Source organism: Nonomuraea sp. PA05 (assembly GCF_008086045.1).
Lineage (GTDB): Bacteria > Actinomycetota > Actinomycetes > Streptosporangiales > Streptosporangiaceae > Nonomuraea > Nonomuraea monospora.
Genome location: NZ_VSEY01000030.1, coordinates 142,724 through 168,791, shown reverse-complemented (window position 1 = coordinate 168,791; position 26,068 = coordinate 142,724). Strand labels below are relative to the sequence as shown.

General features: G+C 69.7%; 25 protein-coding genes, 2 tRNA genes and 1 riboswitch. Of the genes, 9 read left to right on the top strand and 18 right to left on the bottom strand.

Features of this window, described 5'->3' with window-relative positions; all coding sequences use genetic code 11:
• Positions 1–316 precede the first annotated feature (316 nt).
• From FXF51_RS39415 to FXF51_RS39390, 6 genes are all read right to left on the bottom strand, one after another.
• Complete coding sequence (locus FXF51_RS39415; protein ID WP_316247658.1) at positions 317–2,881, bottom strand: valine--tRNA ligase; 2,565 nt, start codon at positions 2,879–2,881, stop codon at positions 317–319.
• Between the two features lie 82 nt (positions 2,882–2,963).
• Positions 2,964–4,247, bottom strand: a complete 1,284-nt coding sequence (clpX, locus tag FXF51_RS39410) for an ATP-dependent Clp protease ATP-binding subunit ClpX (protein ID WP_148439847.1) — start codon at positions 4,245–4,247, stop codon at positions 2,964–2,966.
• Positions 4,248–4,431: 184 nt separating this feature from the next.
• Positions 4,432–5,055: an ATP-dependent Clp protease proteolytic subunit gene (locus FXF51_RS39405; protein WP_148439846.1), complete on the bottom strand. Its 624-nt coding sequence runs from the start codon at positions 5,053–5,055 to the stop codon at positions 4,432–4,434.
• Between the two features lie 11 nt (positions 5,056–5,066).
• Positions 5,067–5,699, bottom strand: a complete 633-nt coding sequence (locus FXF51_RS39400; protein ID WP_148439845.1) for a ClpP family protease — start codon at positions 5,697–5,699, stop codon at positions 5,067–5,069.
• A gap of 458 nt (positions 5,700–6,157) precedes the next feature.
• Positions 6,158–7,567 (bottom strand): trigger factor, encoded by a 1,410-nt coding sequence (tig, locus tag FXF51_RS39395; protein WP_148439844.1) that lies wholly within the window; start codon positions 7,565–7,567, stop codon positions 6,158–6,160.
• A gap of 166 nt (positions 7,568–7,733) precedes the next feature.
• Positions 7,734–8,600 carry a helix-turn-helix domain-containing protein gene (locus tag FXF51_RS39390; protein WP_148439843.1) on the bottom strand — a complete coding sequence of 289 codons (867 nt, stop codon included), beginning with the start codon at positions 8,598–8,600 and terminating at the stop codon, positions 7,734–7,736.
• Between the two features lie 233 nt (positions 8,601–8,833).
• On the opposite strand from FXF51_RS39390, the gene FXF51_RS39385 reads away from it, so the two are divergent.
• Positions 8,834–9,310, top strand: a complete 477-nt coding sequence (locus FXF51_RS39385) for an ATP-binding protein (protein WP_148439842.1) — start codon at positions 8,834–8,836, stop codon at positions 9,308–9,310.
• A gap of 3 nt (positions 9,311–9,313) precedes the next feature.
• Here the strand turns inward: FXF51_RS39385 and FXF51_RS39380 are convergent, their stop codons facing one another.
• From FXF51_RS39380 to FXF51_RS39370, 3 genes are read right to left on the bottom strand one after another with little or no spacing between them, the layout of a single operon-like run.
• Complete coding sequence (locus FXF51_RS39380; protein ID WP_262380119.1) at positions 9,314–9,814, bottom strand: DinB family protein; 501 nt, start codon at positions 9,812–9,814, stop codon at positions 9,314–9,316.
• 11 nt (positions 9,815–9,825) lie between these two features.
• On the bottom strand, positions 9,826–10,578 hold the full coding sequence (locus FXF51_RS39375) for a hypothetical protein (protein ID WP_148439841.1): 753 nt from the start codon (positions 10,576–10,578) through the stop codon (positions 9,826–9,828).
• Between the two features lie 40 nt (positions 10,579–10,618).
• Positions 10,619–10,987 (bottom strand): DoxX family protein, encoded by a 369-nt coding sequence (locus FXF51_RS39370; protein WP_262380118.1) that lies wholly within the window; start codon positions 10,985–10,987, stop codon positions 10,619–10,621.
• Between the two features lie 151 nt (positions 10,988–11,138).
• Here FXF51_RS39370 and FXF51_RS39365 point away from each other — a divergent pair, with 151 nt between their 5' ends.
• On the top strand, positions 11,139–11,582 hold the full coding sequence (locus tag FXF51_RS39365; protein ID WP_148439840.1) for a helix-turn-helix transcriptional regulator: 444 nt from the start codon (positions 11,139–11,141) through the stop codon (positions 11,580–11,582).
• A 369-nt stretch (positions 11,583–11,951) separates the two neighbouring features.
• Here the strand turns inward: FXF51_RS39365 and FXF51_RS39360 are convergent.
• Positions 11,952–12,028 (bottom strand) — tRNA-Pro (locus tag FXF51_RS39360).
• An 89-nt stretch (positions 12,029–12,117) separates the two neighbouring features.
• On the opposite strand from FXF51_RS39360, the gene FXF51_RS39355 reads away from it, so the two are divergent.
• A tRNA-Gly gene (locus FXF51_RS39355) sits at positions 12,118–12,191 on the top strand.
• 18 nt (positions 12,192–12,209) lie between these two features.
• Here FXF51_RS39355 and FXF51_RS39350 read toward each other — a convergent pair.
• On the bottom strand, positions 12,210–12,698 hold the full coding sequence (locus FXF51_RS39350) for a DUF5946 family protein (RefSeq protein ID WP_148439839.1): 489 nt from the start codon (positions 12,696–12,698) through the stop codon (positions 12,210–12,212).
• Between the two features lie 68 nt (positions 12,699–12,766).
• Between FXF51_RS39350 and FXF51_RS39345 the strand changes: the two genes are divergently transcribed.
• The gene (locus tag FXF51_RS39345; RefSeq protein ID WP_148439838.1) at positions 12,767–13,393 is read left to right on the top strand and encodes a uridine kinase; all 627 of its coding nucleotides are present in this window, start codon (positions 12,767–12,769) and stop codon (positions 13,391–13,393) included.
• 16 nt (positions 13,394–13,409) lie between these two features.
• The gene (locus FXF51_RS39340; RefSeq protein ID WP_148439837.1) at positions 13,410–14,756 is read left to right on the top strand and encodes a TrpB-like pyridoxal phosphate-dependent enzyme; all 1,347 of its coding nucleotides are present in this window, start codon (positions 13,410–13,412) and stop codon (positions 14,754–14,756) included.
• A 42-nt stretch (positions 14,757–14,798) separates the two neighbouring features.
• Here FXF51_RS39340 and FXF51_RS63910 read toward each other — a convergent pair whose 3' ends face one another.
• Entirely contained in the window at positions 14,799–14,876 is a 78-nt protein-coding gene (locus FXF51_RS63910) for a 50S ribosomal protein bL37 (protein ID WP_372513659.1), read from the bottom strand.
• 168 nt (positions 14,877–15,044) lie between these two features.
• Here FXF51_RS63910 and FXF51_RS39335 point away from each other — a divergent pair, with 168 nt between their 5' ends.
• The 3 genes from FXF51_RS39335 (at position 15,045) to FXF51_RS39325 (ending at position 18,072) form a co-directional block, all read left to right on the top strand.
• Positions 15,045–15,824 carry a DeoR/GlpR family DNA-binding transcription regulator gene (locus FXF51_RS39335; protein ID WP_148439836.1) on the top strand — a complete coding sequence of 260 codons (780 nt, stop codon included), beginning with the start codon at positions 15,045–15,047 and terminating at the stop codon, positions 15,822–15,824.
• The gene (galT, locus tag FXF51_RS39330) at positions 15,821–16,897 is read left to right on the top strand and encodes a galactose-1-phosphate uridylyltransferase (protein WP_148439835.1); all 1,077 of its coding nucleotides are present in this window, start codon (positions 15,821–15,823) and stop codon (positions 16,895–16,897) included. The genes FXF51_RS39335 and galT overlap by 4 nt, the downstream gene beginning before the upstream one ends.
• A 69-nt stretch (positions 16,898–16,966) precedes the next feature.
• A riboswitch (cyclic di-AMP (ydaO/yuaA leader) is annotated at positions 16,967–17,110 on the top strand.
• A gap of 5 nt (positions 17,111–17,115) precedes the next feature.
• Positions 17,116–18,072 (top strand): coiled-coil domain-containing protein, encoded by a 957-nt coding sequence (locus FXF51_RS39325; RefSeq protein ID WP_148439834.1) that lies wholly within the window; start codon positions 17,116–17,118, stop codon positions 18,070–18,072.
• On the opposite strand, the gene FXF51_RS39320 is transcribed toward FXF51_RS39325, so the two are convergent.
• The 5 genes from FXF51_RS39320 to FXF51_RS39300 form a co-directional block, all read right to left on the bottom strand.
• Positions 18,069–19,217 (bottom strand): alpha/beta hydrolase family protein, encoded by a 1,149-nt coding sequence (locus tag FXF51_RS39320; RefSeq protein WP_148439833.1) that lies wholly within the window; start codon positions 19,215–19,217, stop codon positions 18,069–18,071. The two genes, FXF51_RS39325 and FXF51_RS39320, sit on opposite strands and share 4 nt — an antisense overlap.
• 17 nt (positions 19,218–19,234) lie before the next feature.
• Positions 19,235–20,653: a S41 family peptidase gene (locus FXF51_RS39315; protein WP_148439832.1), complete on the bottom strand. Its 1,419-nt coding sequence runs from the start codon at positions 20,651–20,653 to the stop codon at positions 19,235–19,237.
• Positions 20,650–21,699, bottom strand: coding sequence for an ABC transporter permease (locus FXF51_RS39310; RefSeq protein ID WP_148439831.1), 1,050 nt, complete (start codon positions 21,697–21,699; stop codon positions 20,650–20,652). Before FXF51_RS39310 ends, FXF51_RS39315 begins: the two co-directional genes overlap by 4 nt.
• Positions 21,696–22,577 carry an ABC transporter ATP-binding protein gene (locus tag FXF51_RS39305; protein ID WP_148439830.1) on the bottom strand — a complete coding sequence of 294 codons (882 nt, stop codon included), beginning with the start codon at positions 22,575–22,577 and terminating at the stop codon, positions 21,696–21,698. The genes FXF51_RS39310 and FXF51_RS39305 overlap by 4 nt, the downstream gene beginning before the upstream one ends.
• A 127-nt stretch (positions 22,578–22,704) precedes the next feature.
• Entirely contained in the window at positions 22,705–24,012 is a 1,308-nt protein-coding gene (locus tag FXF51_RS39300; protein ID WP_148439829.1) for a M50 family metallopeptidase, read from the bottom strand.
• Positions 24,013–24,166: 154 nt separating this feature from the next.
• Between FXF51_RS39300 and FXF51_RS39295 the strand changes: the two genes are divergently transcribed.
• Positions 24,167–24,763, top strand: a complete 597-nt coding sequence (locus FXF51_RS39295; RefSeq protein ID WP_148439828.1) for a response regulator transcription factor — start codon at positions 24,167–24,169, stop codon at positions 24,761–24,763.
• Between the two features lie 151 nt (positions 24,764–24,914).
• Here FXF51_RS39295 and FXF51_RS39290 read toward each other — a convergent pair whose 3' ends face one another.
• Positions 24,915–26,030: a PP2C family protein-serine/threonine phosphatase gene (locus tag FXF51_RS39290; RefSeq protein ID WP_187414811.1), complete on the bottom strand. Its 1,116-nt coding sequence runs from the start codon at positions 26,028–26,030 to the stop codon at positions 24,915–24,917.
• Positions 26,031–26,068 lie beyond the last annotated feature (38 nt).

Genomic DNA, 26,068 nt, shown 5'->3' with positions numbered 1-26,068 from the left:
ATCTCGCACCAGATCCCTTCCGGGCCCCCGGTGCGCGAGGCGCACATTTCGTCTCCTTCAGTCTACCAGATCCGGACGATCCTTGTCAAACCGCCCGATCCGGGAGCTTCCGGACTTGCCTCTCTTCGAGGCAACCCTGCTAACTTACTCTAACTTTCGGCTCTTGTCCAACCGTGCGGCTGGAGCCACCCGAAAGTCGGGGTTCGTTCAGCGGGATGTCAGGGCCGATTGGCCCCGCGTTGAAAACTGTAGCAGCCTCAGAGACGAGGAAGGTCCATTCTCGGTAACGAATGGACCTTCCCCTCGTGCTCGTGGTTCAAACACCCAGGGCCGCGAGCTGCGCTTCCAGCCGCTCGATGTCGGCCGACGCCTGCTCGGCGCGGCTCCTGACCTTGGTCACCACGTCCTGCGGCGCCTTGGCCATGAACTGCTCGTTGCCCAGCTTGGCCGCCACCTGGGCGGCCTCCTTGCGCGCGGCGGCCAGGTCCTTCTCCAGCCGCTTTCGTTCGGCGGCCACGTCGATGGCGCCGGCCGTGTCGATCTCCACGGTCACCGAGCCCACCGTGAACCGCGCCGTGGCGCTGAACGACTCCGGCGGCTCCGTCAGCCGCAGCAGCGACCTGATCGCCGACTCCTGGCCGGCCAGCGGCGTGCCGCTCAGCCCGAGCCGCGCCGCGACCTTCTGGCCGGGCTTGAGCCCCTGATCCGAGCGGAACCGGCGAACTTCGGTCACCAGCTCCTGCAACGCGTCGATCTCGGCCTCGGCGGCCGGATCCACGTACCGCTCCTCGCGCACCGGCCACGGCGCCACGACGATCGACTCGCCCCCGGTGACGGCCCGCCACAGCTCCTCTGTCACGAACGGCACCAGCGGGTGCAGCAACCTCAGCAGCGCGTCGAGCACGTGCCCGAGCACCAGCCTGGTGTGCTCCAGCCCCTCACCGAGCTGGATCTTGGCCAGCTCCAGGTACCAGTCGCAGACCTCGTCCCACGCGAAGTGGTAGAGCAAGTCGGAGGCCTTGGCGAACTCGAAGTCCTCCAGGGCGGCGTCGGTCGCCTCGATCACCGACTGCAGGCGTGAAAGGATCCACCGATCGGCCGCCGTCAGCTCCGCTCCGTCGAGCGAGCCGACGGCCGCTCCGTTCATCAGCGCGAAGCGGGTGGCGTTCCAGATCTTGTTGCAGAAGTTGCGCGAGCCGGCCGCCCACTCCTCGCTCACCGCGACGTCCGCGCCGGGGTTGGCGCCGCGCAGCAGGGTGAAGCGGGTGGCGTCGGCGCCGAAGCGGTCGATCCAGTCGAGCGGGTCGACCACGTTGCCGAACGACTTCGACATCTTCTTGCCGTACTGGTCGCGGACCATGCCGTGCAGGGCGACGACACGGAACGGCGGCTCGCCGTCCATGGCGTACAGGCCGAACATCATCATCCTGGCGACCCAGAAGAACAGGATGTCGTAGCCGGTGACCAGCACGGACGTCGGGTAGAAGCGCTCCAGCTCCGCCGTCCGGTCGGGCCAGCCCATCGTCGAGATCGGCCACAGCCCGGAGGAGAACCAGGTGTCGAGAACGTCGGAGTCCTGCGTGTAGCCGGCCGGCGGCTCCTCGTCGGGGCCGACGCACACGACCTCGCCGCCCGGGCCGTACCAGACCGGGATGCGGTGGCCCCACCAGAGCTGGCGGGAGATGCACCAGTCGTGCATGTCGTCGACCCAGTCGAAGTAGCGCTTGGCCAGCTCCGGCGGGTGGATGCGGGTGCGCCCGTCACGAACGGCGTCGCCGGCGGCCTTGGCCAGCGGCGCGACGTTGACGAACCACTGCAGCGACAGCCTCGGCTCGACCACCGTCTTGCAGCGCGAGCAGTGGCCGACGGAGTGCAGGTACGGCCGCTTCTCCGCGACGATGCGGCCCTCGGCGCGCAGCGCGGCGACCACGGCGGGCCGCGCCTCGAAACGGTCGAGCCCCTCGAACGGCCCGTGCGCGGTGATGACGCCCCGCTCGTCCATGACGGTGAGGGACGGCAGCGAGTGGCGCCGTCCGATCTCGAAGTCGTTGGGGTCGTGGGCGGGTGTCACCTTGACCGCGCCGGTGCCGAACGCTGGATCGACGTGCTCGTCGGCGACGACCGGGATCATCCGGCCGGTGAGCGGCACCTCCACCATGGTGCCGATCAGGTGGGCGTAGCGCTCGTCGGAGGGGTGGACGGCCACGGCGGTGTCGCCGAGCATGGTCTCGGCGCGCGTGGTGGCGACCACGATCTCGTCGGAGTAGCGGATGGAGACGAGCTCGCCCTCGTCCTCGCTGTGCTCCACCTCGATGTCGGACAGCGCGGTCAGGCAGCGCGGGCACCAGTTGATGATGCGTTCGGCGCGATAGATCAGCCCGTCGTCGTAGAGCTTCTTGAAGATGGTCTGCACGGCCCGCGAGAGCCCCGGGTCCATCGTGAAGCGCTCGCGCGACCAGTCGACGCCGTCGCCGAGCTTGCGCATCTGGCCGAGGATCCGGCCGCCGGACTCCTCCTTCCACTCCCAGACGCGCTCGACGAACGCCTCGCGGCCCAGGTCGTGGCGCGACTTGCCCTGCTTGGCCAGCTCGCGCTCGACGACGTTCTGGGTGGCGATCCCGGCGTGGTCCATGCCGGGCAGCCAGAGGGTCTCGCGGCCCTGCATGCGGGCGCGCCGGGTGAGCGCGTCCTGGATGGAGTGGTCGAGCGCGTGCCCGATGTGCAGGACGCCCGTCACGTTGGGCGGCGGGAGGACGATGCTGTACGGCTCGCGCGAGCTGCCCGGGTCGGCGCGGAAGTAGCCTTCGGATACCCAGCGCTCGTAGCTGCGGGTCTCGACGTCGGCCGGTGTGTATTGAGTAGGCAGCTCTGGCGTTGTCACAGCAACCAATTCTAGGGAGGCGGGCAAGCGAAACGCCCCATGGTTTCCACCACGGGGCGTTCGGGTGCTGCCAAGGGCCTGCTCAGGCCGACTTCTCCTGCGGCGTGTGCTGCTGCTTGACGGCGAGCTGGTCGCGCGGGACGAGCGTCGGGATCGCGTGCTCCAGCACCGACTCGCGGGTGATGACCACACGGGCGACGTCCTGCCGGGAGGGCACCTCGTACATGACGGACTGGAGCACCTCCTCCAGGATGGCGCGCAGCCCGCGGGCGCCGGTGCCGCGCAGGATGGCCTGGTCGGCGATGGCCTCCAGGGCGCCGTCGGTGAACTCCAGCTCCACTCCGTCGAGCTCGAGCAGCTTGCGGTACTGCTTGACCAGCGCGTTGCGCGGCTCGGTGAGGATCTGGATGAGCGCCTCGCGGTCGAGGTTGTGCACCGAGGTGATGACCGGCAGACGGCCCACGAACTCGGGGATCATGCCGAACTTCAGCAGGTCTTCCGGCATCACGTCACCGAAGATGTCGGCGGTGTCGACTTCTTCCTTCGACCGGATGATGGCGTTGAAGCCGATGCCCTTCTTGCCGATGCGCGACTCGATGATCTTCTCGAGGCCGGCGAACGCGCCACCGCAGATGAACAGCACGTTGGTGGTGTCGATCTGGATGAATTCCTGGTGCGGGTGCTTGCGGCCGCCCTGCGGAGGAACCGACGCGGTGGTGCCCTCCAGTATCTTCAGCAGCGCCTGCTGTACGCCCTCACCGGAGACGTCGCGCGTGATCGACGGGTTCTCGCTCTTGCGGGCGATCTTGTCGACCTCGTCGATGTAGATGATGCCGGTCTCGGCCTTCTTGACGTCGTAGTCGGCGGCCTGGATCAGCTTGAGCAGGATGTTCTCCACATCCTCGCCGACGTATCCCGCTTCCGTCAGAGCCGTGGCGTCGGCGATGGCGAAGGGCACGTTGAGCATTTTCGCCAGGGTCTGCGCCAGCAGCGTCTTGCCCGAGCCGGTGGGCCCGAGCAGCAGGATGTTGCTCTTGGCCAGCTCGAGAACGTCGTCTCTGCCCCGGTCGCCGGACTGCACCCGCTTGTAGTGGTTGTACACCGCCACCGAGAGGGCCTTCTTCGCCTTGTCCTGACCGATGACGTAGGCGTCGAGGAACTCGTAGATCTCTCTTGGCTTGGGCAGGTTGTCCCACTTGAGCTCGGAGGACTCGGTGAGCTCCTCCTCGATGATCTCGTTGCAGAGATCGATGCACTCATCGCAGATGTAGACGCCTGGACCGGCAATGAGCTTTTTGACTTGCTTCTGACTCTTCCCGCAGAAAGAGCACTTCAGCAGGTCTCCCCCGTCGCCGATGCGTGCCACCCCAGATACTCCTTTGCGTGGGACCGCCCTGCTCCCGCGAGCAGTGTCTCCGGACATCCTCCGGACTAGGCCGAACCGCTCAGGTTTCGACGTTACCGTCTTCTGGGCCCTCAGTGAGCCCCCTAGCGGCGAGTCGCACCGGAACGTGCCCTATTGGGCAGCGCTCCGGTGCGTCACGTCTCGTCTAGGAAGCTACGGCCTGAGCTCGTTTCTTCCTGGACGGGATGATGTCGTCGATCAGACCATACGCCTTTGCCTCGTCCGCGTTGAGAATTTTGTCGCGTTCGATGTCCTTGCGGACGTCAGCGGAGGTCTTACCGGTGTGCCGGGCCACGATGTCCTCCAGCAGCGTGCGCATGCGGAGGATCTCGCGGGCCTGGATCTCGATGTCGCTGCCCTGGCCGCCACCCTCGGTGGACGGCTGGTGGATCAGCACCCGGGCGTTGGGCAGCGCGAACCGCTTGCCCGGGGTGCCGCCGGCCAGCAGCACGGCCGCGGCGGACGCGGCCTGGCCGAGGCAGACGGTCTGGATCTCCGGCCGGACGAACTGCATCGTGTCGTAGATCGCCGTCATGGCGGTGAAGGAGCCACCCGGCGAGTTGATGTAGATGCTGATGTCACGGTCGGGGTCCAGCGACTCCAGCGTGAGGAGCTGGGCCATCACGTCGTTGGCCGACGCGTCGTCGATCTGCACCCCGAGGAAGATGATGCGGTCCTCGAAGAGCTTGTTGTACGGGTTCATCTCCTTCACGCCGTAGGACGTGCGCTCGACGAAGGAGGGGAGAACGTAACGGCTCTGAATGTTCATGTCAGCTCCCCCTAGGAAACCGGGCCCGCGGAGGGCACCTGACGCGCGCTGCGCACCACGTGGTCGATGAAGCCGTAGTCCTTGGCCTCCTCGGCCGTGAACCAGCGGTCACGGTCGGAGTCCGACTCGATCTGGTCCAGCGACTGCCCCGTGTGGAAGGCGATCCGCTCGGCCAGCGTCTTCTTCACGTAGAGCATCTGCTCAGCCTGGATGGCGATGTCAGCGGCGGTACCGCCGATGCCACCCGAGGGCTGGTGCATCATCACCCGGGCGTGCGGCAGCGCGTAACGCTTGCCCCGCGCCCCCGCGGTGAGCAGGAACTGCCCCATCGAGGCGGCCATGCCCATCACCACGGTGGAGACGTCGTTCGGCACGTATTCCATCATGTCGTAAATCGCCATGCCCGCACTCACCGAGCCACCCGGCGAGTTGATGTAGAGCGTGATGTCACGCTCCGGGTCATCGGCGGCGAGCAGCAGCAGCTCGGCGCAGATGCGGTTGGCGATCTCGTCGTTGACCTCCTGCCCGAGCACAATGATGCGCTCGCGGAGCAGGCGCTGGTAAAGCTGGTCCTCAAGCCGGAAGGCGGAGCCGTTCTCACGGCCTCGAGACTCAGGCTGATAGAAGGTCGGCGGGCTGGTCACAGCGTCACCTTCCGATGCGTCGTAATCGATTGGCTTTGCTTGTGACCTTAACGCGCGCCGCCCACAGGTCATGCCCGGTCCCCCGGACTGTTCGCTGACGGCGCAGGTTCGGATGGACCGGCCCCTGTTACCCTTCGCGGTCGCATGCGGCATTCGTCCCGCTTGACGCGCGGCAGCCGCCTCCCGGACCCCGGGCCATCACTCGCCGTACATCCACAGGGCCCTGAGACGGCGCCCCCGGTGTCGCGGGAGGGTGCGCTCTCGGCTGGGTGCATCACAGGGCCGCCGTCCCCGCAGCGTCCATCTGAGCGCCCCTGACGGCCTCCGCCCTCGCGGGAAACCTCGCGGGGAGGCCACACTCCCCTCGCGGGCCCGGCACACTTCCGTGAACGCCCCGGCCCGCGAAAAGCGGGAGCCCCCGGACCGGCTGGTCCGGGGGCTCCCGTTACGCCTGAGCGTCAGGCCTGGGCCTTGTCCTCGGCGGGCTTGTCGGCGGCCTCGTCGGAGTCGGCGGCGGCCTCCTCCTCCTCGACCGGCGGCTCGCCGTTGATCTCGGTGTAGATGGCCTTGAGGTCCACCTCGTTGCCCTCGGTGTCGACGACCTTGGCGGCGTCGCCCAGCACCGACTTGGCCTTGTCGCGGACGATCTCGACCATGGCCAGCGTGAGCTGGTCGTTGTCGGCGAGGTGCTTGGCCAGCTCGTTGGGCTGCACGCCCATCTCCATGGCGCGGCGGACCACGAAGTTGGTCAGCTCCTGCTCGGAGACGCCCAGCTCCTCGGACTTGACGATCTTGTCGAGCACGAAGCCGACCTTGATCGCGCGAGCGGAGTTCTTGTCGAACTCCTCGAAGCGCTCCTCCTCCGACGTCTGGTACAGACGGAAGAAGGCGTCGCGGCTGAGGCCGCTCTCGGCGATCTGGTGGTCGAGGTTGTGCTTGCGCGCGTCGACCTCGGCCTTGAGCGCGCTGTCCGGCAGCGGGATCTCGATCTTGTCGAGCAGCGCGTCGAGCGCCTTCTCGCGGCTCTGGACGACCTGGTCGATGAGCTTGTTGCGGCGGGCCTGCTCGCGAATGCTGTTCTTCAGCTCGTCCAGCGTGTCGAACTCGCTGGCGAGCTGGGCGAACTCGTCGTCCAGCTCGGGCAGGACCTTCTCCTTGACCGACTTGACGTTGATGATGACGTCGGCTTCCTCGCCGGCGTTCTCGCCGCCGACCAGCTCGGTCTTGAAGCTCTTCTCCTCGCCCGCGGACATGCCCTCGAGCGCGTCGTCGAGGCCCTGCAGCACGGAGCCTGCGCCGACCTCGTAGGAGACCTCGCTGGCCTGCTGCTCCTCGATGTTCTCGCCGTCGATCTCGGCGCGCAGGTCCATCACGACGAAGTCGCCGCTCGCGGCGGCGCGCTCCACGCCGGTCAGCGTCGCGAAGCGCTGGCGCAGCGCGTCGAGCTGGGCGTCCACGTCCTCGTCGGAGACCTCGGCGGAGTCGACCGTGACCTCGATGCCCTGGTAGTCGGGCACCTCGAAGTTGGGCCGGATGTCGACCTCGGCGGTGAACTCGATCTGCTCACCGTCGTCGATCTTCGTGACCTCGATGTCAGGCTGGCTGACGGGGAACACGTCGGCCTCGTCGACGGCCTGGCCGTACAGCTTGGGCACCGCGTCGTTGAGGGTCTCCTCCAGCACTACCGCCCGGCCGAAGCGCTGTTCGATGATGCGGGCCGGAACCTTGCCAGGCCGGAACCCGGGGACGCGCACCTGCTGCGCGACCTTCTTGTACGCCGCATCCATGCTCGGGCGCAGCTCGTCGAACGGCACCTCGACAGTGAGCTTGACCCGGGTCGGGCTGAGCTCCTCGACAGCGGTCTTCACGGAATGGTCTCCTTGATCAAGCTACGAGTGATCGCGGGCGCGTCCAATCGGTACGGCTCGCGCGCCGCGCCCACATGTGCGGTGTTGGGCATGCTCCGCAACGGCGGCATCCAACGCCGATGGCCAGTCTAGGGCAGATGCACACCCAACCACGACGCCGCCGCGGTCAGAACTCGTCCGCGATCGTCCTCAGAAGCTCGATCGTCTCATCCGGCGTGGTGCTCACGGCGCACAGCCGTTCCATCACCTCGGTGTATCGGTCCACGTCCTCACGCTTGTCCAGGTAGAGCGCGCTGGCGAGCTGCTCCACGTACACGACGTCGGGCAGGTCGCTGTCGGGGAAGCGCAGGATGCTGAACGCCCCGCCCTCCGCGCTGTGCCCGCCGAAGCTGAACGGCATGACCTGGATGGTGATGTTCGGCTGCCGCATCAGGTCGATGAGGTGCTCGATCTGTGCCCTCATCACCTCGGCCCCGCCGATGGGCCGCCTGAGCGCGGCCTCGTCGATCACGGCCCAGAAGACCGGCCCGTCCGGCCTGTCGAACATCCGCTGGCGCTCCAGTCGGAGATCCACCCTGCGGGCGATCTCCTCTGCCCCGATGCCCGCCGCACCGGCGGTCACCACGGCCCTTGCGTACTCCTTGGTCTGCAACAGTCCTGGCACGAACTGGACCTCGTAGGTCCTGATCCTGGCGGCGGCCTCTTCAAGGCCGACGAACGCCTGGAACCACGTGGGCAGGACATCGTTGAACCGGTGCCACCAGCCCGGCTCGTTGGCGGTGGCGACCAGATCGAGGACGGCGGAGCGGGCCTGATGATCCACGACCCCGTACAGGGTCAGCAGGTCCGCCACGTCGCGTTCCTTGAACCCCACTCGGCCGAGCTCCATTCGGCTGATCTTGGACTCCGACCCCCTGATGAGGTGGCCGGCCTCCTCACGAGTGACGTTCTTCGCTTCCCTGAGCTTGCGCAGCTGGGAGCCCAGGAGGATGCGCAGCGCCGTCGGTCCGGAACCCGGCTGGTTCTGCGTCACTTTGCCTCCTATCAAGGTCCGCACACACAGTGACACCACATTGCCGGGTATGACAAGGTCTCAACCTCGTGTCCGGATTCGGAGATTTATCCCGAAAACGTCGCTTGCTCCTGCACATTGCAACTGCACGTGCATTTGGGTCTTGCAGGTGCCGCGTTCGTGACCCATGATGGCTTAGTGCATATTGGGCCAAACATGCACTAACCAAGGCTGAACGGGGAGGTATCGGCGGCATGGTGGAGGACCCTCTGGCCACTGCCGATTGCCTGCAGATAACCCGGGAGGTGGGCTTCGACCGCCTCCTCACGGGTGGCAAGCCGTACACGACCTCGTGCCCGTTGCCCTTTCAGGCCGACTCGGTGAGAACCGCCAGGGACGTCACGCGCAGGACACTGCGCGGCTGGGGCCTGCACGACCTCAGCGACGACGCCGCACTGGTGGTCTCCGAACTGGTGACGAACGCCGTCAGGTACGCGATGTACGCCGCCGGCCGCCGCGAGATCGAGCTGCTGCTCATGCGGGTCGCCCCCCACGTGCTGCTCGCCGTGGCCGACCCCAGCGACGAGGTGCCCAGGCCCAAGGAGCCCGACTTCATCTCCGAGAACGGGCGCGGCCTCTACATCGTCGAGACCTACAGCCAGTGCTGGGGCTGGGATCCGCTGGCCCGCGGCGGCAAGGCCGTCTGGGCGCTGTTCCGTGCCGACGACTGACCCTTATTCGCCGGTGACGCCGTCGATGCGCTCGCGCAGCAGGTCGGCGTGGCCGTTGTGGCGGGCGTACTCCTCGATCAGGTGAATCAGGATCCAGCGGTGCGTGCAGTCCTGCCCGTTACGGTCACCCACCGCGTCCAGCGGCTTGGCGTCCGAGATGGCGCGGGCGAGCCGGATCTCCTCCTGCCACGTGTCGAACGCCTCCTTCGCCGAGGCGGTGTCGACCTCCTTGAAGTCCGCGTCGTTGTCGCGATCCTTGTCCCACAGCTTGGGCAGGTCCTCGCCGTTCAGCACCCGGCGGAACCAGGAACGCTCGACGTGCGCCATGTGCCTGACCAGGCCCAGCAAGGAGAGCGCGGAGGGCGGCGCGGAACGCTCGCGCAGCTGCTCCTCCGACAGGCCGTCGCACTTCACGGCCAGCGTGCCGCGGTGCCATTCGAGCCAGTTGTTCAGCATCGCCCGCTCGTCGCCGGCGAAGGGGGGAGGGATTCGGTTGTCTGTCACGAGCCCCGACCTTATCCCCCGCCCACCGCGTGGCTCACCCGGCTCTCCCGCTGGAGCAGCAGGTAGGCCGCCTCGCGCACGGTGTCGTCCCTGACACTGGCCACGAACCGCTCCGGAGTGTCCCCGCACAGGTGGCGCAGGTCCGCGGACTCGTCCAGAAGCGACCGGATGAGCGCCGGCTGCGCGATCAGACGCCGCGGCCGCCCGTCACCGGGGGCGGCGAGGCAGCCGTGCCTGCCCTCGTACACGAAGGGCGGCGGCAGCTCCGTCCCGTCCTCCAGGACGACCGGTTCCGCCAGCGGGCGCCTGCGGTAGTTGGGCTCCGTGAGGTCCAGGGCCGCGAGCTGCTGCTCGTCGAGCCAGAGCACGAACAGCCTGGACGTCTCACCCGGCGTCTCCACGGGCGCGGCCGGCACGTAACCCCACTTGCTCACGTGCGCGGACACGCCGGGCGCGATCCCCGGCACGTCGGCCGGCGTCATCGGCACGACCGGGCGTACCCCGTGATCGAGGAACTTCCTGCGCACCTGACTAGGGGCGGCGTTCGAACCCACGGCCACCACGCGGTGGCGCGCCTCCAGCGGCGCCTGCCCCAGCGCCGCCAGCAGCGCGGCGATCGCCGCGCCGCCCTCACCCCACTCCTGCCTTCTGTACGCGTCGTCCACCAGCACACCGGAGCCGGACGGAACCCGGCCGGGGTACGTGAGCGGAAACGCCATCGGATCGCCCGCGAACAGCCACTCGTCGCCCTCGGTCAGTGCCACGCCTCTCACCATGCCCGCCCGGCGCCTGCCACACCACTCATCAGGTCCGCCCAGCGACCCCCGACCACAGACGTTCCGTCTCCCTCCTGCGCCCCCACGCGACGACCAGGCACAACACGAGCAAACCCAGCGGCAGCACCACCCCGCCCCCGGACACGAACGCCTCGGTCACCACCGCGCCCGCCATCAACCCCGCCAGCGCCAGCCCCGCCACCCCGGCCAGCCGCGGCACCAGCAACGCCACCGCCCCGGCCACCTCCAGCACCCCGACCAGCACCCGGAACCAGTCGCCGAACCCGATCGCCTCGAACGTCGACACCGACGGCTCAGCCCCCGCGAACTTCCCCAGCGCCGCCATCACGAAGAACCCCGCCACGACGACCTGCAGCAGCCACAGCACCACACGCACCCGGCATCCCCTCCTCCACCGCTTCCCCGGACCTCCGACGCTAGGCACCACGACCGGCCGCCGGAATCGACCTACCTGCCCGATGGGGGTGTACCTGGCTGCACCCCGGCCGCGTGGACAGCGCAGCCGTCCTCAGGGCAGGCTGTACGACATGGCCACCCAACCCGACCAGCGCCTACGCGAGCTCACCCTGCTGCGCCGCGTGCGCGACAGGATCGACCGCGACTACGCGCAGCCGCTGGACGTGGAGGCGCTGGCGCGCGGCGTACACCTCTCGTCCGGGCACCTGAGCCGGCTGTTCCGCGCCGCCTACGGCGAATCGCCGTACAGCTACCTGATGACCCGCCGCATCGAACGGGCCATGACGCTGCTGAGGCGCGGCGACATGTCGGTCACCGAAGTCTGCTTCGCCGTCGGCTGCTCGTCGCTCGGCACCTTCAGCACCCGCTTCTCCGAACTGGTCGGCATGTCGCCCAGCACCTACCGGCGGCTGGCGGCCGGGGACGCCGCGGGGTTGCCCAGTTGCGTCGCCAAGCAGGTCATGCGGCCGGTCCGGCACCAGGAGACGCCTTCCGGCGGTGTCCGCCTGTCGTGAGCCCGCCCACGCGTGGAGCCGCCCGGGTTGACGTACACGGTGCCGGCGAGCTTGCCACCCGCGACGCTCTCGACCGCCACCGACTCGTGGAGCGGCAGCATGCCCACCCGCTCCTCCAGCCGAGCGAGCCTCTCATCGTTGCGTCGCTGAGGCACCTCGACACGGCCACGCAGGCGACGATGAAGCACCGCTCAGCTTGGTCCGGCGCCCGGAGTGGCCCGCGTCCGGTCCCGAGCCGTGTCCGCATGCCCTCGGGACGTGTGCTGGAAGACATAGGAGGAGCGCGGTCCATGGCCCGACTTCGGAACGCCATAGTCAAGCAGACAGACAAGCAGAAGGCCCCACCCGATGCGGGTGGGGCCTTCTGGCTGGTCGGGGCGACAGGATTTGAACCTGCGACTTCTTGCTCCCAAAGCAAGCGCGCTGCCAAGCTGCGCCACGCCCCGTCTCGCCGATTGCGCATGCGCTCCGGGACTCCGGTACGCTTACGCCCTGACGACCGGATGAAGTCTAGACCAGAGTTCGACCGGTTCGCGCGGACGTAGCTCAATGGTAGAGCCCTAGTCTTCCAAACTAGCTACGCGGGTTCGATTCCCGTCGTCCGCTCCAGCATGGCGAAGGGCCAGGTCAACCCCGCGACGGGGTGCCTGGCCCGAGGCTTTTCCAGGCCTGCTCGGTCGCTTGCGCCAGAGTGCGCAGGCGGTCGCCGTATGTCGCGTGTCCGTCGAGGACGAATCCGCCTTCTCCGTACGGAAGCTCGCAGAAGCTCGCGGTGAAGCGCGCAGGAGGCCCGCCGGAGGGCAGGGGCGTGTAGGGCTCCAGGGGCGCCATGTCGTAGCCCGCGCTGGATCGGCGGTTGTTGCGGGCGACCTGGTGGGCCTGGAGGCGCACCGTGGCGTCGATGCCCCGGTCGAGGTAGAACTGCAGCCAGCGGAACTGGCCGTCGAGGTGCTTCTCGTGTCCGCGGGCGGGGTGCTGCAGGAGGTAGACGCAGACGACGACCGCGTGCCACCGGTACATCTCCGGGTCGAGCTGTTCCTCGGCCAGGATGGTGTTGTAGTAGTCGGCGCACTCGCCGAGCGGGCCGGGCGGGGCGCCGCAGTCGCACTGGGTCATGGCGGGCACCCTAGCGAGGCGGCAGTGGGGCGGTCGACGGCATTTCGGGCGCTCGTAAGCTGTGGTCGATGCGTGTGCGACCGATCTCCCGTGAGGCTCTCGTCGAGGAGCTGGCCGAGCTGATCTCCGCGCGGCCGCCCGGCTCGTGGGTGCGGGTGGCCGTGGACGGGGCGCCGCCCGCGCGGCCCGGGGCGCTGGCCGATGAGCTGGTGGCGCCGTTGCGACTGCGGGGCAGGCCCGTGTTGCGGGTGTCGGCGGGCGACTTCCTGCGGCCGGCGTCGCTGCGGCTGGAGTACGGCAGGACCGACCCCGACGCCTTCTACGACGACTGGCTCGACGCCAAGGCGCTGCGCAGGGAGGTGCTGGATCCGCTCGAACCGGGAGGGTCGGGGCGGGTGCTGCCCGCGCTGTGGGACAGCGGGATCGATCGGGCTTATCGGGTGCCGTACACCGAGTTGTCCGCGGGCGGGGTGGTGCTGGTGGACGGGACGCTGCTGCTGGGGCGGGGGCTGGCGTTCGAGGTGAGCGTGCACGTGTGGTTGTCGCCCGGGGCTTTGGAGCGGGGGACGGGCGAGGAGGAGCGCTGGAGGTTGCCCGCTTACGAGCGGTATGAGCGGGAGGTCCGGCCCCAGGAGGTGGCGGATGTCGTGGTGCGGGCAGATCACCCGGGTAAGCCTGCGGTCCTGGTCAGGTGAGATGCCGTGAAAGGCTCTGGCGGGCCGCGCGAGGGCGGCGCAGACTGAAGCGATGATCCCCGGCAACTGGTACAACATCGTTCCCGATCTGCCCTCCCCGCCACCGCCCCCGCTCCACCCCGGCACGCGGCAGCCCGTGGGCCCCGCCGACCTGGCGCCGCTGTTCCCCATGGAGCTGATCGCGCAGGAGGTCAGCGGCGAGCGGTACGTCCCGATCCCGCAGGAGGTGCTGGACGTCTACCGTCTGTGGCGGCCGACGCCGCTGATCCGGGCGCGCCGCCTGGAGCGGGCGCTGGGCACTCCGGCCAGGATCTACTACAAGTACGAGGGCGTCTCCCCCGCCGGCTCGCACAAGCCGAACACGGCGGTGCCGCAGGCGTTCTACAACGCGCGCGAGGGCGTGCGGCTGCTGACCACCGAGACGGGCGCGGGCCAGTGGGGTTCTGCGCTGGCGTTCGCCTGCGCGCAGTTCGGGCTGGAGTGCCAGGTCTGGATGGTGCGGGCCTCCTACGATCAGAAGCCTTACCGCCGTTCCCTCATGCAGGTGTACGGCGCGACCGTGCACGCCAGCCCCTCCACCGTGACGGGTGCGGGCAGCAAGATCCTGGCGGACGATCCCGGCTCCCCCGGCAGCCTGGGGATCGCGATCAGCGAGGCTGTGGAGGTGGCCGGGGCGACGGCCGACGCCCGGTACGCGCTCGGGTCCGTGCTCAACCACGTGCTGCTGCATCAGACGGTGATCGGCGAGGAGGCGCTGGCGCAGCTTCCCGAGATGCCTGACCTGGTGATCGGCTGCACCGGCGGCGGCTCCAACTTCGCGGGGCTCGCCTTCCCGTTCCTGCGCGAGAAGCTGGCCGGGCGGGTCGGGACGGTGTTCAGGGCGGTCGAGCCGGCCGCCTGCCCGTCGTTCACGCGCGGCGTGTACGCCTACGACTTCGGCGACGCGGCCGGATTCACGCCGCTGCTGAAGATGCACACCCTGGGCCACTCGTTCGTGCCCGACCCGATCCACGCCGGCGGGCTGCGCTATCACGGCATGTCGCCCCTGCTGTCGCACCTGTACGAGCTGGGCCTGTTCGAGGCCGTCACCCGCACGCAGAGCGAGTGTTTCGAGGCCGGGGTGCGTTTCGCCAGGACGGAGGGCATCGTGCCCGCGCCCGAGCCGACCCACGCGCTGGCGGAGACCATCGCGGAGGCGTTGCGGTGCAGGGAGAGCGGAGAGGAGAAGGTCATCCTGACCGCGTTGTGCGGTCACGGCCACTTCGATCTGGGCGCCTACGACCGTCATCTGGCGGGCGAGCTGGAGGATTACGCGCTGCCGCAGGAGCGGGTGGACCAGGCGCTCACCGAACTGCCCGGCTGAGTACGACAGGTGGCCGCCGCAGGGGGCGGCCACCTGTCGTGTTCATCGTGCCGTGGGGCGCTTGCCGTGGTTCGCCTTCTTCTTCTTGCGTGCCCTGCCCTTGCGTGCCCGCCTGGCCATAAGCTCGCCTCCGGTCGAGGTCTCCGGTGAGTCTCTGCTGAGTCTCCGGTGATCGGTGAGCCCTCACCGTCCCCCGTCGCGCTGACCAGCGCAAGCGTTCCCGCGCTAACTAACATTCCCCAACAATTCCGTGTCATAATTTGGTGGAATCTGTTGGAAGGAGCGGGCGTGCTCGCACAGCAGCGTCAGCAGGCGATTCTCGAACGCGTGCGCAGCAACGGTGGCGTCCGGGTGGCCGACCTCGTCCGCGAGCTCGGCGTCTCCGACATGACCATCCGCCGCGACCTTGAGGTCCTGGCCGAACGCGGGCTGCTGGAGAAGGTGCACGGAGGCGCGACCGCGCTCGGCCCGGGCTCCACCGAGGAGCCGGGCTTCACCGCCAAGTCCGCCCGCCAGCAGCAGGAGAAAGAGGCGATCGCGCGGCACGCCGCCACGCTCGTCCGTCCCGGCACGGCCGTGGCGCTGTCGGCGGGCACCACCACGTGGGCGCTGGCCCGCCACCTGATCGGCGTGCCCGAGCTGACCGTGATCACGAACTCGATCCCGGTCGCCGACGTCTTCCACCGCAATCCGCGCGCCGACCGCACGGTGGTGCTGACGGGCGGCGTGCGCACGCCGTCCGACGCGCTGGTGGGCCCCGTCGCCGTGGCCGCGATCCGCCGCCTGCACGTGGACACGCTGTTCCTGGGCGTGCACGGGATGAGCGTGCGCGCCGGCTTCACCACTCCCAACCTGCTGGAGTCCGAGACCGACAGGGAGCTGGTGACGGCCGCGACCCGGCTGGTCGTCCCGGCCGACCACACGAAGTGGAACACGGTCGGCATCAGCACCATCGCCGAGCTGAGCGAGGCCGACGTGGTCATCAGCGACGCGGGGCTGCCGGAGGACGCACGCACCGAGCTGGCCGAACGGGCCGGAGAACTGATCATCGCGGAGGGCACCCCTTGAAGCGCACCATCACCCATCTGGCCGACGGCCGGGAGCTGATCTACTTCGACCGGCGTGACGACGCCGACAGGAGCGCGATCGACCGGCGGACGCTCGGCCCCCGGCCGGTGGCCTCCGAGCTGCGGTACGACCCGCTGACGGAGGAGTGGGTCGCGATCGCCGGGCACCGCCAGACGCGCACGTTCCTGCCGACCGGCGGCACGGCCGAGTGCCCGCTGTGCCCGTCGTCCGACACCCGCTCGACGGAGATCCCGGCCTACGACTACGACGTGGTGGTGTTCGAGAACCGGTTCCCGTCCTTCTCCACGAACTTCGGGGCCTACGGGGAGCCGGGCGGCCTGAGCGAGGTCCGTCCCGGCGTGGGCAGGTGCGAGGTGGTGTGCTTCACCTCCGATCACGACTCCTCCTTCTCCAAGCTGTCCGACTCGCAGGTGGAGCTGGTCATGGAGGCGTGGGCCGACAGGACGGCGGAGCTGTCCCAGATCGACGGCGTGGAGCAGGTGTTCTGCTTCGAGAACCGGGGCGAGGAGATCGGCATCACGCTGGCCCACCCGCACGGCCAGATCTACGCCTACCCCTACGTCACCCCCAGGACCAAGCTGCAGCTCGCCGCCGCCGGCCGCCACACCGGGGGCAACCTGTTCGCCGACGTGCTGGCCGCCGAGCGGGAGGCGGGGACGCGGGTGGTGGCGAGCAACGAGCTGTGGACGGCGTTCGTGCCGGCCGCCGCGCGCTGGCCGTTCGAGGTGCACCTCTACCCGCACCGGCAGGTGCCCGACCTGGCGGCGCTGACCGAGGAGGAGCGGGCGGCGTTCGCGCCGCTGTACACCTCGGTGCTGCGCGCGTTCGACGGGCTGTTCGACCTGGTGATGCCGTACATCGCGGCCTGGCACCAGGCGCCGGTGCGGCAGGGCAGGGAGCTGGGCTACCTGCACATGGAGCTGTTCAGCATCAGGCGGGCGGCGAACAAGCTCAAGTTCCTGGCGGGCTCGGAGTCGGCGATGGGCGCGTTCGTGAACGACGTGCTGCCGGAGGAGGCGGCCCGCCTGATTCGATCACAGATTGATCACTAATAGATTTCTAGTTAAGGTCGCATGACTCGTGATCTACCACTAATATCCCCATATGCACCGGCCGTAACGGCAGGTAGCAGGCCTAATCCCGGGCGCCTCGCCCGGGAGCCGGGGACCCAAACCGCACCTGGGGTGAATCCGCTACGGCGGTAGGGAAGCGCACTCCCATGCCCGAACCCGTCAGCTAACCCGGCCGGCAGAGGGAGAGGAACATCTACGTGGCGGCTTCGTCCCCCGCGATCCTGGCCATCGGCCTCATCACCGCCACCGCCGTCGCCCTTTCGGCAGCCCCGGCCGCAGCGGCGCCCAAGCCCTCGGAGGCCGAGCTCCGCGCCCAGCTCAAGCAGCTCAACAGCAAGGTCGACAAGCTCATCGAGCAGTACAACCTCAAGCGCGTCGAGCTGGCCAAGGCGCAGGACGCCGCCAAGGCCGCCGCGGCGAAGGCGGCCACCGCGGAGCAGACGCTGGCCGCCGCCGAGCAGCGGGTGGCCGACATCGCCCGCCTGCGCTACCAGAACGGCGACCCCTCCGCGCTGCCGGGCTTCATGCTCCCCACGGACGCCGGCACCGCGGCGCTGCTCGAACAGCTCACCGCCGAGCAGCAGGCGCTCGTCGCGACCGTGGCCAAGGCCCGCGACGACAAGAAGAAGGCCAGCGAGGAGGCCGCCGCGCTGGCCACCAAGATCAAGGCGGACGCGGCCGAGGTGGAGGAGCAGCGCGACGAGGCCGAGGACGTCATCGACGACATCAAGGACAAGCTCCAGGATCTCGTCCCTGTCGCGACGGGCCGCAACTCCAACGGCACCTGGGCGCCCGAGCTGCCCACCGGCTCCGACAACATCACCGCCCGCACCCGGCTGATGAAGGCGCAGGTGGAGAAGAACTTCTCGCTGCCGTTCACGGTCGGCTGCTTCCGCTCGGGCTCCAGCGGCGAGCACCCGCTGGGCCGGGCCTGCGACTTCATGATGAGCACGGGCGGCTCGATGCCCTCGGCCGCGAACAACGCGCTGGGCGACCGCATCGCGGCCTGGGCGATCCAGAACAAGGACAAGCTGGGCGTCAAGTACGTGATCTGGAAGCAGCGCATCAACCAGGGCTCCGGCTGGCGCGCGATGTCCGACCGGGGCAGCGTCACCGAGAACCACTTCGACCACGTGCACATCTCGATGAACTAGGTGCACGCCGACGGGCAGAGCCTGGCCTCCGGGTGGCGCGGCGACGGCTCGTCCAGGATCGGCTGCCGCCGCCCCTTCATGTGCAGGTCGAGGAAGGCCGCCACGTACGTGCGGGTGAGCTCGGCGGCACGCCCGGCGGACAGCGTTCCGCTGGCGGGCGTGACGCCGAGCGCGCCCTGCAGCAGCGGGCCGTCGGTGAAGGACTGATGCTCCGCGCCCGTCAGCACGATCCACCGCTTCCACCCGGTCAGCAGCTTCCAGTCGCGCTCCCAGGACAGGTCCCGGCCGCCGGGCACGTGCTGCGGCGTGCCCAGGAACATGAACGGCCGGGAGAACCCGCTCTTCGGGATCCGGGCGTAGGTGGTGCCGTCCATGTCGATGCCCGCGCGGATCCGCGGGTCCGCCACCATGGACGCGACGCTGCTCGCCCCGCCGATCGACTGGCCGACCATGGCGATCTTGGTGCGGTCGAGCACCCCGGCGCCGTCCCACTTCGCCGGCAACCGGTCGAGCACGAACGACACGTCCGCCGCCCGGCCGCCGACGACGCCCGGGCCGAAGCCGGGGTCCGCGTCGCTGTCGCAGGCCAGGCACTCCGCGACCGTGCCGTCGGCCAGGGTGGTGGCGTAGCTCTCGTAGGGGTGATCCACGCCCGCCACGACGTACCCTCGGCTGGCCAGGTCCTCGGCCAGCGACGTGAGCGTGCTCACCGGCTTGGTGAAACCGGGCGAGAGCACGACCAGGGGCAGCCCGCGCCCGGCAGGTTCGGCGTCCGTGACGGCGTTCGTCCCCGTCTTGCTGAGCGTGTCGTCCGGCACCGCCGCGCTCCTGAGCCTCTTCACCATGAGCTCCGACTCCTTCGGCGACATGTACGGCGCCCGCGGCCCGTCCCGCTGCTCGGTCGGGTACCAGAGGGTGACCTTGAGCTGCCTGGCGTCGGCGTCCAGGTTCCATGGGTCGGGCCTGGAGGTGTCCATCAGGTGCAGGACGGTCGTGCCGACCGCCTGGCCGCCGGTGGGGGCGGGCAGCGTGGCGGGGCCGGACGGCGGGGGTGACACGGCGGCGGGCCGGGGCGCGGCGGGCGCGGTGCAGGCGGATGCCGCCAGGACGCTCAGCCCGGCGAGCGCCAGCGCGATCGGTCTCATGTGGCGATCCGTTCTCTTCACTTGCGCAGCAGGGTCAGGGCCTGGGCCAGGGCGGCGTCGCGCCCGGCCGCGGCGTCGCGCGGGGTCGGCGGCACATGGTGGTCGGGCGCGACGCCGATCGTGTCGACCACCTCGCGGTTCGGGCCGAGGTGGTGCTTGGCGGGGAAGCTCAGCACGGTGTTGTCGGCGAGCAGGTACGGCTCCGCCGGCCCGGAGATGACGCCGGCCGTCCTCGTGCCGACCAGCCGCCCGATCCGCAGGTCCTTGACGGCGGAGCTGACGTGCTCGCACGCCGAGGCGCAGCTCCGGTCGATCAGCACGGCCAGCGGCAGCCCGACCAGCTCGACGGTGTCGTCGGTGCGGAAGGCCTCGCAGACGCCGTCGGCGGCGCACCGGTAGCCGGTGACCTTGCCGTGGACGAACCCGCTCACCAGCCGCACCGCCTCGTCGGGGCTGCCGCCGCCGTTGCCGCGCAGGTCCAGCACGACGCCGGTGAGCGTCCTGCCGGCGCGTAGCCTGGCGATCGCGGCGAGGGCCCGCTTGGCCGAGTCGGGGGCGAAGCCGGACAGCCGGACGTAGGCGACGCCGCCGTCCAGCAGCTTCGACCGCACCACCTGGAGGCCGGTGAGCTCGCGCTGGTAGAGGCCGGGCTGGAGGGTGACGCTCCAGCGGCGGCCGGTGCTCTCCCGCAGCAGCCGCAGCCGGACGGGGCGCGCTTCCGGGTAGCGCGGGTAGAGGGCGGCGATCGCGGGGGTGGGCGTGCCGTCGATGAAGGGCGCCGAGCCGTTGATCGACTCGATCACGTCGCCAGGCCGCACGCCGGCGGCCCGCGCCGCGCCGCCCTCCACCGCGGTGACGAACAGCGGCGGCAGGGCGGCGCCGGGGTTGCCGTCCACCTGGGGGCCGTTGACGTTCGCCGTCAGGCCCAGGCCGTAACCGTCGCCGTCGTAGTAGTCGGGATGCCGCGCGGCGTCGTGCGACCAGCGGGCGTGGTTGTCGCCGAGGGCGGCCACCAACGCTTCGAGGGTGGCGACGGCCAGCTCGTCGCGCAGCTTCTCGGGAACCTGCTCGGTGGTCCTCCGGTAGACGGTCTCGAAGGCGGCCCAGTCGGCCTTTCTGTCGCCGGTCAGCGCCGGCATGGTGGCGTCGGCCACGTCGCGCCCGTTGCGGTTGAGCTCCTGCGTCAGGGCGACGAACCCGGCGGTCAGCAGCGTGCGGGCGTCGAGCGTGGCGGCGCCGTAGTAGTGGGCCAGGACGCAGAAGTAGGCCTGTTCGACGACGTCGATCGTGGTGGCCGTCTCCGCTCCGACGGCGCCCTGGGGGCGGGCGCAGACCGCGCCGGTGGCGGCGCCGGCCTGGCTGCGCGGCGGCGTGGGAGCGGTGCAGGCCGCTGCCAGGAGGAGGGCGAGCCCGGCCGTCACCGTCCTGAGCCTCATGACAGCCGCCTTCTGATCCACCAGAAGGACAGCCAGGTCAGGCCGAGGGTGAGCAGGGCGTACAGCCCGGTCTCGATCCACTGCAGGGGCCAGAACCGCTCCAGCGGCTGGTAGGTCGCCTGCTGCCGGTAGCCGAGCCGGTTGACCTCGACCATGCACCCCTCCCCGCCCTGTGGCCCCGCTCCTGACTGGGAGCAGGGCCCTGACGTGGTGGAGACCGGGATGGGCACCGGCTCACCGCTGGTGCCGATCACGCGTCCCGACGGGTCGAGAAGCTCGCTGGACAGGACCCAGGAGCCTGTGTGACCGGGGATGACCGACTCGATCCCCAGGGCGAAGTCGCCGTCGCGGCTCATGTGCAGGCCGTCGATGTTCTGCCTGCCGAGCTCGAAGGTGGCCGTGACGGGAGGGATCAGGTAGGGCCTGACCAGGAGCGGCACGGCGATCTGGACGGCGGCGAAGACGGCCAGGGTGAACGCCATGGCGGCCAGGGTGCGGCGGACGAACATGCCCACGGTCACGCCGAGGGCGAAGGCGAAGGCCGCGTACCCCAGCGGGGCGATCCCCCGCGCGCTGAACACCAGCGGGTCCATGAGCGCGAAGCCCTCGGGCGCGGACTGGTCCAGCGGCCCCGACCACCAGGTCACCGCCAGGCCGCTGAGCCCGGCGGCGGCCGTGGCGACCAGGCCGGTGAACCCGAGCTTGATCGCCAGCCACCTGGTCCTGGTGATGCTCTGGTTCCACACCAGCAGGTGCGTGCCCGCCTCCAGCTCGCGGGTGATCAGCGGGGCGCCCCAGAAGAGCCCGACCAGGCCGGGCAGGATCAGCACGACGAGGGTGCCGGCCAGGAACGGGATCTGGTAGTCCTGGAAGAACCGGTCGTAGAACAGCTCGCACTCCTCGCCCCTGACGCAGGAGCCGACGCCGCCCGCGTAGTCGGCGGCGAGCTGCGGGCCGGTCAGCAGCAGGATGGCGGCGAGCAGCACGATCAGGGCCGCCATCAGGGTGGCGGCGCCGCGGAACTGCCGCCAGGTCAGCCAGATCATCGTGTGGCCTCCAGGGCGGTGCGCCGTTCGGCGGTGGCGTTGTCCATGTAGGCCAGGACGAGGTCCTCCATGTTGAGGCGGCCGGCCGTCCAGGCGGGGTCGCTGATCGGGGCGTCGCCGTACACGACGAAGGTGCTCTGCCGGTCGGTGTGCCGGGCGGAGACGACGCGCGGGCCGTCGGGCAGGGCGTGGTCGCGCGGGCCCGTGAGCCGGTGGTGGCCGGCCAGCAGGTCCTCCGTCCGTCCCGCTACCTGGACGCGCGAGTCGACGAGCACGATCAGGTAGTCGCAGGTCCGCTCCAGGTCGGAGACCAGGTGGGAGGACAGCACCACGCTGAGCCGGTGCTCGGCGGTGGCCTCCATCAGGTTCTGCAGGAACTCGCGGCGGGCCAGCGGGTCGAGCGAGGCGACCGGCTCGTCGAGGATCAGCAGCTCGGGCCGCTTGGCCAGGCCGAGGGTGAGGGCGAGCTGGGCGCGCTGGCCGCCGGACAGCTTGCCCGCGCGGTGCGCGGGGTCAAGGCCGAGCCGCCCGATCCGGTCCTTAGCCAGCGCGGCGTCCCAGGCGGGGTTGAGGCTGGCGCCCAGCCGCAGGTGGTCGGCGACGGTCAGCGCCGCGTAGACGGGGGTGTCCTGGGCGACGAAGCCGACCCTGGCCAGTTGTGCGGGGCCTGCCGCCGGACGGCCGCCCAGCACGCCGATGCCGCCGGTGGTGGGCTCCAACAGGCCGGTGGCCAGCTTGAGCAGCGTCGTCTTGCCCGCCCCGTTGGGGCCGACGAGGCCGACGACGTGGCCTCCTGGGATGTCGATGGTGCAGTCGCGCAGCGCCCAGCGCTTGCCGTACCTCTTGCCGAGTCCTTGTGCCTCTAAGACAGCGGTCACGCCACTACCTCCGAAAAAGTGCCGTTTATCTAGCGTCCTAGCACTTTAGGGAGATGCGTGTATGCGGGGGGTAAAACGACGGCAGCCCGCACGCCTTCGAGGCGTGCGGGCTGCGAAGCCGGGACGGTCAGTTCGTCAGCGTGAGCGGGTTGACGAGGTCGGCGTAGACGAGCAGGCCCGCCATGATCATCATGACGATCGCGATCGCGTACGTCAGCGGCAGCACCTTCGCGATGTCCACGTGGGCGGGCTCCGGCCGCCTCATGATCCTGGCGTAGCCGCGCTTGAGGCCCTCCCACAGGCCTCCGGCGATGTGCCCGCCGTCCAGCGGCAGCAGCGGGATGAGGTTGAACATGCCGATCGCCAGGTTGAAGCCGGCCAGCAGGTTGACGAAGATGGCGATCTTGTTCTCGGCGGTCAGCGCCTCGGAGGCCAGGATCTCACCGCCCATCCGGCCCGCGCCGACCACGCCGACCGGGCCCTCGGGGTCGCGCTCCTCACCGGAGAACGCGGCGTGCCAGACGCCGACCATCTTCTCCGGCAGGTTCACCAGCGAGGCCGCCACCCTGCCCGTCAGCTCGCCCATGTAGCCGATGACCTGGCCGATGCTCTGCTGCTGCATCACCTCGGTCGGCAGCACGCCGAGGAAGCCGACGTTCTTGTCGATCTTCTTCGGGTCCTCCAGGTTGGGGCGGTCCTGGGCGATGAGCGTGACGCCGAGCGTCAGGGGCTTGCCGTCGCGGGTGATGCCGAGCTGCACCGGGCCGGCGCCGTGGGAGCGGATGAGCTGGGTGGCGTGCTCCCAGGACTCGATCCGCTTGCCGTTGAAGGAGACGATGTGGTCGCCGGGCTTCATGCCCGCCTGCACCGCCGGGGTGGGCTTGTCGGTCGCCCTGCACTCCGTGCGCTGCTCCGAGATCGGGATCACGCACGTGTTGGTGTCGGGCGAGACGATCGGCGCCAGGGTCGGCAGGCCGATGCCGACCAGCAGAATGGTGAAGAAGATGAAAGCCAGCACGAAGTTCATCGCCGGGCCGCCGGACATGATGATGACCTTCTGCCACCACTTCTTGCGGTAGAAGACGCGGCTCTCGTCGCCCGGCCGCACCTCTTCCTGGGCGGCGTCGCGGGCCGACTCGATCAGGCCCTGCCACGGGCCCGTCGCCGTGCTCCTGAGCTTGCCCGGCTCGTCGCCTGGGCGCGGCGGCAGCATGCCGATCATGCGGATGTAGCCGCCGAACGGGATCCACTTGATGCCGTACTCGGTCTCGCCCTTGCGCCGTGACCACGCCGTGGAGCCGAAGCCCACCATGTACTGGGTCACTCTGACCCCGAACAGCTTGGCCGGGATCAGGTGGCCGAGCTCGTGCAGCGCGATGGAGAACATCAACCCGAGGAGGAAGAGGATGATCCCCACGACGTAGAGCCAGTTCATCTAGGCGCACTCCCCGGCGGACGACAAGGACAGACGAAAGGACCGACAGCCCCAGAGTAGTCGAACTCCCCACGCGTCATGGCGTACCGGTTTTCCCGAGCATTGACAGCTTGCGATCGCACGATCACTCTGGGAGACGACGGAGGGGGACGTCTTGATCCGCATACTGATCGCCGAACATTTGCCGTTGGTTCGCCGTGGCCTGCTGGCCACCCTCGCCGCCGAACCCGACCTGCGGGTGGTGGCCGAGGCCGTGCGCGGGGAGGAGGTGGTGCGCGCCGCGCTCTCGTCCGAGGCCGACGTGGCCGTGGTCGACTTCGACCTGCCAGGCCCGCCGGTGACCGGCGACCTGGCCGAGCACGTACCGCGCTGCCGGGTGCTGATCCTGTCGGCCGCGCCCAACCCCGGGCAGGTGCGCGAGGCGCTGTCCGGGCCCGCGCTGGGGTTCATGAGCCTGTGTGTGCCGCCGGAGCGGCTGGCCGAGGGGGTGCGCCAGGTGGCGGCGGGGCGGCAGGCCATCGAGGCGGAGCTCGCCGTGGCCGCGCTGCAGTGCGCGTCCAACCCGCTGACCAGGCGGGAGCTGGACGTGCTGCGGATCGCGGCGGGCGGGGCACGATCGACGGAGATCGCCGACGAGCTGTTCCTGTCGGTGGGCACCGTGCGAAATCATCTGTCGCGCATCATGTGCAAGACAGGGGCGCGCAACCGGCTCGACGCCGTGCGCATCGCCAGCGACTGCGGCTGGTTGTGAGGGAAGACCTGGAAAGTACGGTGACGGGACCCGGAGGAGCCGCGCCGCTCCGCCGGGGCCCGAACACCTAGAGGATGTCAGCCGGGCGGAGCCCGTTGCCAGTGACCGCCATCATGACCGGCCCGTGTGAAACGTCACGGGTACGCGGGTCTCATGGCCGCCAGATGAGCACCAGGGCGCAGTCGTCGTTGTGGCCGGACGCCATGGCGTTGACCAGCGCCCTGGCGCCGTCGCGGAAGCCGGAGGGCAGCAGCCGCTCCGCCTCGCCGAGCAGCCGGTCGAGGCCGGCGTCGATGTCGCGCCCCGGCTGCTCGATCAGCCCGTCGGTGAACAGCAGCAGCGCGTCGCCCTTGCGCAGCGTGCCGCTGTCGGGCTCGCAATGCAGGTCGGGCACCACGCCCAGCACCACGCCCTTGGCCGAGGCGACCTGCCAGTTGCCGGTGCCCGCGTCGAACTTGACCACCGGCGGATGCCCGGCCGAGGTGATCGTGTAGTCGCCCGTCGCCAGGTCGAGACGGACGTGCACCGCGGTCACGAACCCCTCGTCGCCGCGCTGCCTGTGCAGGTAGGCGTTGCACGCGGGCAGGAAGTCGTCGACCGAGCCCAGCAGCCCGCCGAACGTGCCCGACAGCAGCAGCGCCCTGGTGCCCGCGTCGACGCCCTTGCCCGACACGTCGACCAGGGCGATCTCGACGGAGTCACCATCGCGCATGGACACCAGGAAGTCGCCGCCGAACGACGAGCCGCCCGCCTGCTTGAGCACCACCTTGCCGCCCCAGTCCTTGGGCAGCGCGGGCAGCTCGCCCTGGCTCCTCAGCCGGTCGCGCAGCTCCAGCAGCATGGCGTCGCCGCGCAGGCCCTGCACGCCCAGCTTGCCCCTGGTGCGGGCCATCAGAACGGCGAGCACGGCGGTGAACGCGATGGTCACGGTCAGCCCCAGCCCGACGCGGTGCGCGCCGAGGTTGGCGGCGACGTACCCGAGCGAGACCCCCACGCCGACGAGCAGCTTGACCAGGCTCGCCAGCCTGAGCTGGAGCCCGCCGATGAGCGTGACCAGGATGAGCAGGGACGGCGAGAAGAACTCGTTGGAGACCTCCACCGCGAGGACCCCGATGACGAGCGCCACCACGATCAGCGTGGTCAGCAGGTTGCGGTCGCGGGCCAGCAGCACCCGCCGGACGAAGCGCACGACAGGCACCAGACCCGGCACCCGCACCAGGGCGGCGCGGACCCGTGGCGGGATCAGCGGCGCCGGACGGGAACTCATGATGCGCCTGACTGTATCGGTCTGACCCATGTTTGGGC

Bases quoted from the DNA above. Each gene is read 5' to 3' on its own strand.
- FXF51_RS39365 (WP_148439840.1), top strand. From the start codon at position 11,139: ATGGCCACCCAACCCGACCAGCGCCTACGCGAGCTCACCCTGCTGCGC.
- FXF51_RS39320 (WP_148439833.1), bottom strand. From the start codon at position 19,217: ATGAGACCGATCGCGCTGGCGCTCGCCGGGCTGAGCGTCCTGGCGGCA.
- FXF51_RS39290 (WP_187414811.1), bottom strand. From the start codon at position 26,030: ATGAGTTCCCGTCCGGCGCCGCTGATCCCGCCACGGGTCCGCGCCGCC.
- FXF51_RS39345 (WP_148439838.1), top strand. From the start codon at position 12,767: ATGCGTGTGCGACCGATCTCCCGTGAGGCTCTCGTCGAGGAGCTGGCC.
- FXF51_RS39315 (WP_148439832.1), bottom strand. From the start codon at position 20,653: ATGAGGCTCAGGACGGTGACGGCCGGGCTCGCCCTCCTCCTGGCAGCG.
- FXF51_RS63910 (WP_372513659.1), bottom strand. From the start codon at position 14,876: ATGGCCAGGCGGGCACGCAAGGGCAGGGCACGCAAGAAGAAGAAGGCG.
- FXF51_RS39350 (WP_148439839.1), bottom strand. From the start codon at position 12,698: ATGACCCAGTGCGACTGCGGCGCCCCGCCCGGCCCGCTCGGCGAGTGC.
- FXF51_RS39405 (WP_148439846.1), bottom strand. From the start codon at position 5,055: ATGAACATTCAGAGCCGTTACGTTCTCCCCTCCTTCGTCGAGCGCACG.
- FXF51_RS39385 (WP_148439842.1), top strand. From the start codon at position 8,834: ATGGTGGAGGACCCTCTGGCCACTGCCGATTGCCTGCAGATAACCCGG.
- FXF51_RS39300 (WP_148439829.1), bottom strand. From the start codon at position 24,012: ATGAACTGGCTCTACGTCGTGGGGATCATCCTCTTCCTCCTCGGGTTG.
- FXF51_RS39310 (WP_148439831.1), bottom strand. From the start codon at position 21,699: ATGATCTGGCTGACCTGGCGGCAGTTCCGCGGCGCCGCCACCCTGATG.